This window comes from Paenibacillus sp. sg306046 (assembly GCF_059821225.1).
Genome location: NZ_JCAMRT010000053.1, coordinates 1 through 11,460 on the forward strand (window position 1 = coordinate 1; position 11,460 = coordinate 11,460).

Annotated in this window: 10 protein-coding genes and 1 rRNA gene; 1 reads left to right on the top strand and 10 read right to left on the bottom strand. The window is 54.2% G+C overall.

What is annotated here, in order from left to right:
- From AC6ROY_RS25005 to AC6ROY_RS25025, 5 genes are all read right to left on the bottom strand, one after another.
- Nucleotides 1-143 (bottom strand): 16S ribosomal RNA (locus AC6ROY_RS25005); the annotation flags it as partial.
- Nucleotides 144-914: 771 nt separating this feature from the next.
- Nucleotides 915-2,942, bottom strand: a complete 2,028-nt coding sequence (ligA, locus tag AC6ROY_RS25010; RefSeq protein WP_500103281.1) for an NAD-dependent DNA ligase LigA — start codon at nucleotides 2,940-2,942, stop codon at nucleotides 915-917.
- Nucleotides 2,943-2,969: 27 nt separating this feature from the next.
- Entirely contained in the window at nucleotides 2,970-5,300 is a 2,331-nt protein-coding gene (gene pcrA, locus AC6ROY_RS25015; RefSeq protein ID WP_500103282.1) for a DNA helicase PcrA, read from the bottom strand.
- Nucleotides 5,301-5,318: 18 nt separating this feature from the next.
- Complete coding sequence (pcrB, locus tag AC6ROY_RS25020; RefSeq protein ID WP_500103283.1) at nucleotides 5,319-6,014, bottom strand: heptaprenylglyceryl phosphate synthase; 696 nt, start codon at nucleotides 6,012-6,014, stop codon at nucleotides 5,319-5,321.
- Nucleotides 6,015-6,237: 223 nt separating this feature from the next.
- Entirely contained in the window at nucleotides 6,238-6,837 is a 600-nt protein-coding gene (locus tag AC6ROY_RS25025; protein ID WP_500103284.1) for a hypothetical protein, read from the bottom strand.
- Between the two features lie 165 nt (nucleotides 6,838-7,002).
- On the opposite strand from AC6ROY_RS25025, the gene hlpB reads away from it, so the two are divergent.
- Entirely contained in the window at nucleotides 7,003-7,326 is a 324-nt protein-coding gene (gene hlpB / locus AC6ROY_RS25030; RefSeq protein WP_500103285.1) for an HNH nuclease-like protein HlpB, read from the top strand.
- A gap of 162 nt (nucleotides 7,327-7,488) precedes the next feature.
- On the opposite strand, the gene AC6ROY_RS25035 is transcribed toward hlpB, so the two are convergent.
- From AC6ROY_RS25035 to AC6ROY_RS25055, 5 genes are all read right to left on the bottom strand, one after another.
- Nucleotides 7,489-8,313, bottom strand: a complete 825-nt coding sequence (locus AC6ROY_RS25035; protein WP_500103286.1) for a spore coat protein — start codon at nucleotides 8,311-8,313, stop codon at nucleotides 7,489-7,491.
- A 28-nt stretch (nucleotides 8,314-8,341) separates the two neighbouring features.
- A complete protein-coding gene (locus tag AC6ROY_RS25040) occupies nucleotides 8,342-8,572 on the bottom strand; it encodes a hypothetical protein (protein ID WP_500103287.1) in 231 nt (76 codons plus the stop codon).
- 127 nt (nucleotides 8,573-8,699) lie between these two features.
- Nucleotides 8,700-9,122, bottom strand: coding sequence for a chemotaxis protein CheW (locus AC6ROY_RS25045; RefSeq protein ID WP_500103288.1), 423 nt, complete (start codon nucleotides 9,120-9,122; stop codon nucleotides 8,700-8,702).
- A gap of 43 nt (nucleotides 9,123-9,165) precedes the next feature.
- Nucleotides 9,166-10,758 (bottom strand): methyl-accepting chemotaxis protein, encoded by a 1,593-nt coding sequence (locus tag AC6ROY_RS25050; RefSeq protein ID WP_500103289.1) that lies wholly within the window; start codon nucleotides 10,756-10,758, stop codon nucleotides 9,166-9,168.
- Nucleotides 10,755-11,460, bottom strand: a 706-nt coding sequence (locus tag AC6ROY_RS25055) for an HD-GYP domain-containing protein (RefSeq protein ID WP_500103290.1), incomplete at its 5' end; no start/stop codon positions are given. The genes AC6ROY_RS25050 and AC6ROY_RS25055, both read right to left, overlap by 4 nt.

Here is an 11,460-nt window from a genome sequence, read left to right on the forward strand (position 1 = left end):
CTTACAGGCAGGTTGCCTACGTGTTACTCACCCGTCCGCCGCTCCAGGGGGATTCCCGTAAGGGAACTCCCCTAGCGCTCGACTTGCATGTATTAGGCACGCCGCCAGCGTTCGTCCTGAGCCAGGATCAAACTCTCCATTAAGGTTTGCGACTTCGTTCAGCCAAAGCCGATCAAAGCGCTTATTTATTGAAAAGACTCGATAGCTCATTACTTGTATTACGCTTGGCATTTCGTCTCATTTGTTCAGTTTTCAAAGAGCTTTCGTCACATTCCCATCTTGCAATAAGATGTACAATCTTTTGTGGTGACAAGATCGTATTCTATCACTTATCGTCGAACAATGCAAGTGTGATTTTTTTGTTGTCGACAAGACTTCAACTCAACTTGGAGCTTGTCCTTTTGCGGCGACAAGCAATAATTTAGCACAGGTTGGGGGGTAAATGCAACAGCAAATTTAAAAAAAAGAATTCAGCCCATCAAACTTACGAAAACAAGCTGAAAACCAGCGTTTTCCTTAACCTCCTGGCCACCTAGCTGCGCTGTACAAGACCTTTCACAGGATGCTCAATCGCAGCCGCCGCTATGCATCACTTTTCACGAATGAACATGATTCCCCGGCACCATACTTCAACATCACACAGCCATTCATGACTTCCACGCTTTTTGGTTTATTCGCAGAAATACGTGATGCAGCAGTTGAGTAAGAAACTGGCACGCTTTGCCGCCCTCTCCAAGTGTATCCTAGAAGAGGACGGCGGAGCGCCACAGGTACAAGCCGTACGCTGGCCGCTGTTCAGCCAAAGAATAAATGATTAACAAAAAGCAAAAGGGATGCCATTCAGAGACTTCGAAGCTCACCTGGTCTAGACTGCCCGAAATGCCACAATATGCTGCCGCACAACCTCTAACGGGCTATTCCCCTAACAAGCGCAGCAGCTCCGCTTCATCGTCGATAATCCGAATCCCCAGTCCCTGCGCTTTCGTCAGCTTGCTGCCCGCACTTTCTCCCGCAATGACGATATCCGTTTTCTTGGAGACGCTGCCGGTTACCTTTGCGCCGAGCAGCTCCAGCTTTTTGGCGCACTCGTCACGCCCCATTGCTTGCAAAGTACCTGTCAGCACCACTGTTTTGCCGAAAAACGGGTTGCTCTCATCAACCGGAACGACCGCCGACGCCTCAACTACAGGGGTCACGCCCGCAGCCAGCAGCCTTTCAATCGTCCGCTGCATCGCTTCATCCTGAAAAAACCGCACAATGCTGTCAGCGACGATACCGCCAATGTCAGGCAGCGTAATCAGTTCCTCGGCCGTAGCCTCTCTCAACCGATCCAGTGAGCGATAATGATCAGCAAGATCCTTGGTCGTGGATTTACCCGTATTGGAAATACCTAGCGCAAACAGGAATGAAGCCAGGTCCGGCGTCTTGCTTTTTTCCAACGCAGCCAACAAGTTTTCCGCTTTCTTCTTGCCGAAGCGCTCCAGCTTCACCAAGTCATCAAAAGCAAGATAATAAAGGTCGGACGGGTCCCGCACTTCCAGCTCATCATAAAGCTGCTCGGCTGTCTTCTCGCTGAACGTCTCGATATCCATCGCATCACGCGAAGCGAAATGAGCAATACGCCCCACCAGCTGCGGGCGGCAATTCAACCGGTTCGGGCAAAACAAATGGACGCCGCGGAATTCTAAAGGTTGACCGCAGGACGGACAAACCGTCGGGGCCACAATTTCCATTCCGTCAGCTTCTTCGGTAACTTTGCCCAAAATTTCAGGGATAACATCATTCGAACGTCGGATATAGATGAGACTACCCAGCGCATGCGTTAACTGTTTGCGGGCAATATCGTCCATATTGTTAAGCGTGCAGTTTTGAACCGTGACACCGGCGATATCCACCGCTTCCACGCGAGCGGTAGGCGTCACCTTACCCGTTCGGCCCACGTTCCAGCCTACCTCCAGCAACGTCGTGACCGCTTCCTCCGCTTCGAATTTGTAAGCAATCGCCCAGCGGGGAAACTTGTCCGTGTAGCCAAGCACTTCCCGGGTGCGCATATCACAAATTTTCACGACCATGCCGTCGATCAGGAAATCAAGGGTGCTGCGCAGCGCGACCAAGCTTTGCAGCTCCTCCTCGACCTCTTCAATTGTGTCCACAAACTTCACGAACGGGTTCACCTTAAATTGGTTGTTACGCAGAAAACCGACCATTCCCTGATGGTCCGCAAAACGCAAGCCGTCGGTGTAGCCGATATTGTAGAAATAAGCGTTCAGCCGACGCTCCGACGTCACTTTGGGATTGAGGTTGCGAAGCGCTCCGGCTGCCGCATTGCGGGCGTTTTTCAACGGCTCGGCTGCCGTTTCGTTGTATTTCTCCAGTACGGACAGATTCATCAAGCCTTCGCCCTGTACCTCGATCACACCGTCTGTATACGGAATGCGCAGCGGCACGGACTTGATGGTTTTGACCTGCGCAAGTATGCCTTCGCCAATAGCGCCATTGCCGCGTGTAGCGGCCTGCACAAGCTCTCCGCGGTCATAGGTCAGGTTCAAGGTCAGTCCGTCAAACTTCAGCTCCACGACGAAAGAAAGCGGCGGCAGCGGCTGCTCGGGATGCTGGGTGTTGTATTCACTGATCAGCTTCTGAGCCCGGTTATACCAGGTTACCAAGTCCTCATGATTTTGAGCCTTGTCCAAGCTCCAGAGACGCGCCAGATGCCGATGCGGCTCGAAGCCCTTGAGCAGCTGGAAGCCGACGCGGCTCGTCGGTGAATGCGGCAGCACCGTACCGGTCTCTGTCTCCAGCTGTGTCAGCTTGTCATACAGAGCGTCCCATTCGGCATCGCTAATCGTCGGCTCATCCAGGGTGTAATATTGATAGTTATGCTTGTTAATCTCTTCAATCAGGGCCTGCATCGTCTCCATAGGATCTGGCTTGATCGTCATACTCACTCGTCCTCTCGTATGAACTGGTTACGCCTTCTCGATCGGTGCAAACTTGGCGAGCAGTCGCTTGAGGCCGACTGGAGCCGGGAAAGCAATTTGCAGCTCGGTATCATCTCCTGAGCCTTTTACCGCCACCACGGTGCCGGTTCCCCACTTGCCATGCCTGACCTTATCGCCCATGCCGAAGCTGGCTGGAGCTGCCGCAGCAGTTGAACTGCCTGCGCTGGCGGAGCCTCCGCTCGCACTCACGCCGGTGCGGAAGGTCACGCCGCTTGAGGCCGGCGGACGAGCAGCGCCGCTCGCGCCGCCGCCAAACCCGCCGGCGCTGCCAAAGCGGCGCTCGCCGCGCTCCCACGCGGCGCCGCCGCTCCCGCGCGGCGCAAAGCTGCCCGCGCCTGCGCCGCGGGCATTCTCCACGAGCTCCGGCGGCAGCTCGTTCAAAAACCGGGACGGCGCATTCGCCGCCGTCCGGCCAAACAACGTGCGCATCCGCGCGCACGTTAAATACAGCTCCTGCTCGGCACGGGTAATGCCGACGTAAGCGAGCCGCCGCTCCTCCTCCAGCTCCTCATTGTCCATCAGAGCGCGGGAGTGCGGAAATACGCCCTCTTCAAGTCCTACGATAAACACAACCGGGAACTCCAGCCCTTTGGCGCTATGCATCGTCATCAGCACGACACCTTGCTTGCCTGCCTCCGGGTCGTCATTCATCGAGTCGATATCGGCAATCAACGCCAGATCCGTCAGAAACGAGACGAGAGATTTATCCTCGTTGCGCTTCTCGAAATCTTGCGTAACGGATAGAAACTCGTCAATATTTTCCAGACGGGCCTGCGACTCGATTGTGTTTTCTTTTCTTAATTCTTCCCGATATTGGGACAGCTCAAGCATCTTCTCCGTCAACTCAGTAACCGACAAATAATCGACCATCCGGTACAGGCCCTCAATCATTTCACGAAACTCGGTCAGCGCATGGCGCGCCTTGGCGCCCAGTTCAAGACTGTCCACATTTTCCAGCATCGCAAACATCGAAACGCCAAATCGGGCAGCCGCATCAGCCAGCTTGTCAATAGTCGTATCACCGATTCCGCGTTTAGGTACGTTAACGATCCGCCGGAGGCTGACATCATCATCCGGGTTGGACACAAGCCGCAAATAAGCGAGAATGTCCTTAATCTCTTTACGGTCATAAAACTTGACGCCGCCGACGATCTGGTAAGGAATATCGGACTTGATCAAAATTTCCTCGACAACCCGCGACTGGGCGTTCGTACGGTATAAAATGGCGTGATCCTTGAAGCGGCGTCCGCCTTGATCGACGTTTTTACGAATCTGTCCGGTAATGTAGTAGCCTTCCTCATGCTCCGACTCCGCCTGATACAGCCGGATTTTCTGGCCTTCCCCTTTGTCCGTCCACAGGTTTTTCGCCTTGCGTCCGGCGTTGTTGGCGATCACCTTGTTGGCTGCGTTCAAAATATTCGAGGTGGAACGGTAATTTTGTTCCAGCAGGATCGTCGTCGCATTCGGATAATCCTTTTCAAAATCCAGGATGTTGCCGATATCGGCTCCGCGCCAGCGGTAGATCGACTGGTCGCTGTCTCCGACGACACAAATCCGCTTATGCTTATCCGCCAGCATCCGGCAAATCATATATTGCGCCCGGTTCGTATCCTGGTATTCGTCAACATGAATATATTGAAATTTGTTCTGGTAGAACTCCAGCACCTGGGGCTCTTGTTGGAACAACTGGATGGTCGTCATAATGAGATCGTCAAAATCGAGCGAATTGTTCGCTCTCAGCTTCTTCTGGTACAGCGCATAAACTTTCGCTACAATGCCGTCGAAGTAATCGCCGATTTTCTGCTCCAGCTTCTCTGGCGTCAGCAGCTCGTTTTTGGCATTGCCCAGGGCAGCCTGAACAGCCTTCGGCTCGAATTTCTTGCTGTCGATGTTCAGCTCCTTCATGCAGGTCTTAATTACCGACAGCTGGTCGCCCGAATCAAGAATCGTGAAGTTCGAGGTAAAACCGATCCGTGAAATATCCTTGCGCAAAATCCGCACGCACATCGAGTGAAACGTCGATACCCAGATGTCCTGACCCTGCGGACCAACGAGCGAGCTGACACGCTCCTGCATCTCCCGGGCAGCCTTATTTGTAAAGGTAATCGCCAAAATACTCCACGGCGCGGCGCGGCGCGTCCCGATCAAATACGCGATCCGATGCGTCAGCACCCGCGTCTTGCCACTGCCTGCTCCAGCCATAATGAGCAACGGTCCGTCCACCGTTTCGACGGCGCGCCGTTGGGGAGGATTTAACTTCTGTATCGCCTGGTGAATATCCACAGGTTGATTCATCATTCTACTGCACTTCCTTTTCTACACCGTTTCCTTAACCGCCTGAACAGTCGCCAGCGCCCGCTCCAGGTCCCGGTAAACTACGTTGCCGACAACAACGGTATGAGCGCAAGCTGCCGCTTCCCTGGCCTTCTCAGGCCCGTCTACGCCGCCTCCGTAAAACAGCCTGGACTGTCCCATCAAGCTGCGCACGCGCCGCACCAGCTCCATGTCCCCGTATGTGCCGCTATACTCCAGGTACACGATCGGACAGCGAAACAGCTTGTCTGCCAGCCGGGCATAAGCTTCGATATCCTTGCGATCCAGCTCCGTATCCGCCCGGGTCAGCCGGGCCGCCGTTGAATCGCCATTTAAGATGATGTAGCCTTCCGTTACGATCTGCTGCCAGTCCATGATGGCTCCATACTCCCGCAATGCCTGCTGCTGGCGGCCGACAATCCATTCCGGATCGCGCGCATTCAGCACAACGGGAATAAGAAACAGATCAAAGCCCGGTACGATGGCATCCTGCTCCGACACTTCGAGCACACACGGTACCTCATAACGGCGAATGCGCGCAAGCAGGTCAACCGTATTGTCAAACGTCACGCCCGACGAGCCGCCTACCATGATCGCATCCGTCCCCGACGTGCAAATCATCTCCAGCGCTTCATCCGTCAGCTCGCGGTCGGGGTCCAGCTTGAAGACATGCCTCCATTGGTCTAAACGCACATGCACAAAAAAGCCTCCTGTCCTTACACTTGCATGTAGTCTATGCTACATGCAGGCCGAAGGCCTGTCAAACGCAACTGTCCCTGTAAAAACGGCTCAAACAACCATGCAACCACTTCAATAAACAGGAATATATGTTCTTATTTTATCAAATGATTCACAAAAAAGAAAGCAGAACAGCGCATCAATATGCACCGTTCTGCCGGTTAATGCCCGTCGCCCTACAACCCTACGACTCTGTCTTAAAATCCGTAATGATCAGCTTGTCTCCCTCCAGACGGTAGGCGGATTCATGCTGAATCGAGGACTTGGCTTCGCCTTGCTGCTCATTCATCCCCTGCAGCCTGACCCGGTATACGCCGGCTTCGCCCGGCTCCCGCTTCAAGTCATAGCGCCCCCACTCGCTCCGCAAGCCGAGCATCGCTTTGGTGCTGTTCGCCTGGTACGTGCCTAGCTGCTCGTTGCGCCGGTAAAAATAAGCGATTTGCCGGTCCGCCATCTCGGGCGTATACACGGTACGGAGACGATTGCGCATTTCCTCCATCGCATAACGGTCCAGCTCGCCGGTTACGGGTGAAGACAACACCTGGTGCGTCCACGCATCCACCTGCTTCAGCCAGCCGATCAGTTGTTCGTCCGGCTGCTGCATGATCTCCGGACTCATCGACGGCGGCGAAATTTGCCCGAGGGTCTGCAGCAGGCGCTCGCGCCCGACGGTCCGCTGCATTTTCACCTGGTTAGCCGCATCGTCCGCATTCGTCCGACTGCAGCCCGCCGGGACAAGTAAGGCAATTGCAAGCATAAGCGCCGCCAAGGGTTTCATCTTCATGTCGGAATACCTCCATTCGCCTATGTATCCTATAAGCCACTTGGTTTGTATTATGGGTCGCCCACGGAAAACTATGCGCAGGGCCGCCGATAAAAACGGCTCCGCTGCGGCAATTTATATCTGAAAGCTTCGCTTTAGCCTCAATCCGCTCAGGAGGAATTTGATGTGAACAAACCGAACACGACACGCTTTTGTGAATTGTGCGGACGGCATGAGGTGGAAACAACCCGGCATCACCTGACGCCGAAGGAGAATGGCGGCACACTCCTGCCTACAGCCGAGTTATGTATTCCTTGCCATAAGCAAATTCATGCGGTATTTACAAATGACGAGCTGGCAGCAGGGTTATCGACGCTGCAGGCGCTTCGCTCGCATGAGCGGCTAGCCGGATTTATACGCTGGATTCGCAAGCAGCCGCCAGCCGCGCTGCCCCGCATCCGCAAATCGCGCCATCTAAAGCGGCAGGCAGGCAAACATCCGCACAAGTAAAAGCCCCCGGCCTGAACCGGGAGCTTCCAATGGCTAACAATCCGCGCACAATCGGCGTCCCCGCGCAGTTGGACTACACGCGAAGCTGACAGCCTCTTGCTTTTTGAAGCTGCGCTTTCACCCCTGCCTCGGACCCCATACGCCAGATGAACAGCAGGCTCGTTAATTCGTCGTGTGGGACGAGGTGTGGTGTGATTTGCTGTAGGTGCTGGCTGTTGTTCCGCCTGATAGCGACAAGGACTGCGCAGCATCCGCGTCGTTCCCTGCGTCTGCGCTTCCAAACGCATACCCGGCGGCAGAAGAACGGGCTCCCTGACCGCCGTATGCAGACGAGTAGCCTTGATCGTGATCCTGTTGGCTTTTCGCTGTATAGGTCTCATGCCCGTGAATGCCGCTTGAACCGGTTTCCTGCGCAGTCGAGGAGCTATAGCCGAAGCTCTGCTGCGAGGAGCCGCTCAGCGAGCCGCCGGCGTGGTTATGGCTTCCATACGAGCTGTATCCGCTGCCTGCCGAGCCGCCGGACGAAGAAATCGCCGATGAAGATAGTGCCCCGCCCCCGTAAGCCGGAGGGTTGGCTCCATACTGCATAGACGCATGGGCGCCATGCTGCGATTGCGCAGATGACTGCATGTGGCTTCCCGTTCCTGCATAAGCACCCTGCACCGCTTGCTGGACAAGGTTATGCAGCTGCTCGGACTTCTGGAACTGCTGCTGCAGCTCCTGCTGAATGTCTTGCTGGGTGGCCGACTTAATGGAGCCGTACCCGCTTAATTGCTTCAACACCTGGAATAGCTCGGCCTGATCCTGCAATGTCTTGTGCGTCAGGTTAACGAACGTCTGACGAATGGCGGGATGCATCGCCTCTGTCGCAGCCGTCGTGTATTCGCGGGCGGCCCGTTTCAGCTCGGACAGCACGAGGTTGGCGACATCCTGCTCCTGCAGGTGAAAATGTGCAGACGACTTCATCGACGAATAAGACTGATACATGCTTAACACCTCCTGAATACGTTGGTCGTTAGTGGGACATGTGCGCTTGCTGCTGCAGCGTGCGAATCAGCATATCCGTATTTTGCAAACGGTCCTGAGCAATTTGCGCCAGCTTCTGCTTTAACTGTGGGCTGTGGCTTTCCGCTACGCCTTGTGCGGCGATCTTCGCCAGCAGCTCCTCATTTTTCAGGCAGTCGGACAAATAGGCCAACTCCTTGGATGAGACAGCTTGCTGAGCGTTTTGCGACTGATTAAACATGTAAATTCCTCCTTTCCTTCGTTGACAAATTTAGGTTTCCCTCGGTTTGGAAATTTATGTGCGCACACGCAAAAAGATCCTTCGCTTCCCAAACCGTCATGCGGTTCCCGAAAAGCGAAGGATCTCCTTAGCTCAACACCTGTTCCATATGTAAAATGCCGACCAGATACTTATCACGCAAGCCAATTCCCTGGAAATGCGCCCCGCTCACCCCTCCGACCTGCTCCGGCGGGTCCACGATCTCGCTGTACGTCGCCACTTTGTGAACCTCATCCACAATGACGCCGATCGGTCCCCTCCGACTCCTGATCACCATCAGCCGGGTCGCTTTTGTAGCCTCCGCCTCCGGCAAGCCGAACAACCGCCGTAAGCTGATTACCGGAATAAGCTTGCCCCGCAAGTTGAACACGCCCTTCACGTGCGGCCGGGTGCCGGGAATTTCGGTGACTGGCATCATTTTCATAATCTCGTGGATATCCTGAATAGGGACCGCATAGTGCTCCTGCGCAAGCATCAGCTCAATATACTGCTCCTGCAAAAAGACAGACATTCCTTCACATCCCGGCCTTAAAACTAAGTAAACATCCTACATTCTATTGAATTTTAAAAACGGCAACCGAGCTGTTCAAATCTTCGGCGAGACTGGCCAGCGACTGACATGTCGCTGCTGTCTCTTGTGAAGCCGCAGCAGCTTCCTCACTGGACGAAGCAACCTGATCCACCGACATCATGACCTCGGAAGCCTGCGTTGCCTGCTCCTGGCAAGCCGCCGCAATTTCCGTCACCTTGCCGGCCGAGCTGTTCACCATCTGCACGATTCGGGTAAACGCCTCATCCGTCTGCTTCGACTGCAGCACGCTGTTGGTCACAGCCGTTACGCTCTGCTTCGTATTGCCCTGCATCACCTTAATAATGGATGTAATCTCCTTGGTCGCTTCGCTGCTCCGTTCCGCCAGCTTGCGTACTTCATCCGCGACAACAGCAAAGCCCCGGCCCTGATCGCCCGCCCGGGCGGCCTCAATGGCCGCATTTAAGGCAAGCAGATTCGTTTGATCCGCGATATCATCAATCACTTCAATAATTTCACCGATTTTGAGCGAATCTTCCTCCAGACGGGACATGACCACGTTGACCTGCTGCATGCCCTGGATGGACGCATCGACAATCGCGCCTCCTTCACCTGCGGTCTGCACCGTGCTGTTGGTCAGCTCGGCGGCCTGCTCAGCGCTTTTCGCCACGAAGTTGATCGCAGAGGAAAGCTCCGTAAACAGCTCGGCAATCGACTGGGCCGACTGCGCCTGGGACGCGCTGCTGCTGGCAATTTCTTCGGTACTCGCAGATATTTGCTGAGCTGCGGCAGCGACACCCTGGGACGACCCCATAATGCTGCTGACGACGACGCGCAAGCTGTCAATCATCTGATTTACGGAGGCGGAGAGCTGGCCGATTTCATCCTTGGTCCGAATATCCAGCTTTTCTCGGAAATCACCCTGCGCCACCCGCCCCATCAGCTCGACGATTTTCTGAAGCTGGGACGAAATAAGCCGAGCCAGCAAGAAGCCTATGACGACACTTATAATCAGCGCTACGACAATAACGGCAATCATCGTATTGCGGGCGCTGTTGTAGGCAGCGGTGCTTTCCTGCAGCTTTTCTTCCGCAAGCTTGACGTTTAACGCCACCAGCCGCGTCAAGCTGTCTTTGACCTTATTCCCTTGCACCAGTTGCTCATTGTTCAGATAATTGACAAAGGCCGTCCGATCCTCCAGCTGCGCCAGGTTGACCGATTGCTCGTATACCTTTTGGAAAGCGGCCCATTCTGTATCCAGCACCCGCAGCTCATCCCTCTCAGGCTGAGTCAGATCGGTATTCCGATACCCGTTCAAATTTTTCTCGAATTCGCTTTTGTACACCGGCACCTGCTGCACAAGCTCCGCATCGCTCTTGTCCGCCGGGGACAAGGAAATGTCCCGCACCAGAATGCGCAGGTTTTGGTAAGCAACCTGAGCAGCCGACATATCGCGAACCGACACCAGATTATCGTTATACAAATCGTCGATGTTACTTTTTATAACAGCCATGTTATACAAGGCGTATATTCCTACAGCTACAGAAACAAGAGCAATCGTGACAAAAGCAAAAACCAGCTTTGTAGCTGTTTTTAAGTTCAAAAACCACTTCATCATTTCGCCTCACTTATAGGGTTTAGTAGGTTAGCGTTCTTCAAGTCGATCATACGGAGAAATGCGGATACATATTCCGGGTCAAATTGAATGCCCGCCTGCTTGAGGAGTTCCTCCCCCGCCTGGCTAACCGTGAGGCCCGTCTTGTAGGGACGATTCGAAATCATGCAGTCGAACGCGTCAATAATCGAGCAAATCCGGGCGAAGGGGGGAATGTCCTTCCCCGCCTTGCCCTCTGGATAACCGGCTCCGTCCCACCGCTCATGGTGATAAAGCACCATATCGACGACCGAATCAGGTATAGAGTCGTACTCCCTAAGAATCAGGGCCCCCAGCCGCGGATGGTACTTCATAACGTTCCATTCACCAGCGGTCAAACCGGAAGGCTTCTTGAGAATTTCATCCGGAATCAGCAGCTTGCCCACATCATGATAAAAACAGCCGTGAATTAATTGGTCTCTTTGCACATCATTAAACTCCAATACGGAAGCCATAGCCTCGGCCATGCCAGCCACGCGGATACTATGCACATAAGTCTGTACATCCTTATCCATCAGCTCTCTCATCTCTCCAATGATCAACACATTGAGCATTAGAATTGTCGCTCCTCCCAGTAGAGATCCCTGCCAGGCGGACATCGTCCGAGACCTTGATAATTTAAGTTTACGCCCGGCTATTTGATGTCGTACAATATCTGTTGTACGA

What these genes read in the sequence shown, in the direction of transcription:
- ligA (WP_500103281.1), bottom strand. Translation starts at nt 2,942, where the DNA reads ATGACGATCAAGCCAGATCCTATGGAGACGATGCAGGCCCTGATTGAA.
- pcrA (WP_500103282.1), bottom strand. Translation starts at nt 5,300, where the DNA reads ATGATGAATCAACCTGTGGATATTCACCAGGCGATACAGAAGTTAAAT.
- AC6ROY_RS25025 (WP_500103284.1), bottom strand. Translation starts at nt 6,837, where the DNA reads ATGAAGATGAAACCCTTGGCGGCGCTTATGCTTGCAATTGCCTTACTT.
- AC6ROY_RS25035 (WP_500103286.1), bottom strand. Translation starts at nt 8,313, where the DNA reads ATGTATCAGTCTTATTCGTCGATGAAGTCGTCTGCACATTTTCACCTG.
- AC6ROY_RS25040 (WP_500103287.1), bottom strand. Translation starts at nt 8,572, where the DNA reads ATGTTTAATCAGTCGCAAAACGCTCAGCAAGCTGTCTCATCCAAGGAG.
- AC6ROY_RS25045 (WP_500103288.1), bottom strand. Translation starts at nt 9,122, where the DNA reads ATGTCTGTCTTTTTGCAGGAGCAGTATATTGAGCTGATGCTTGCGCAG.
- AC6ROY_RS25050 (WP_500103289.1), bottom strand. Translation starts at nt 10,758, where the DNA reads ATGATGAAGTGGTTTTTGAACTTAAAAACAGCTACAAAGCTGGTTTTT.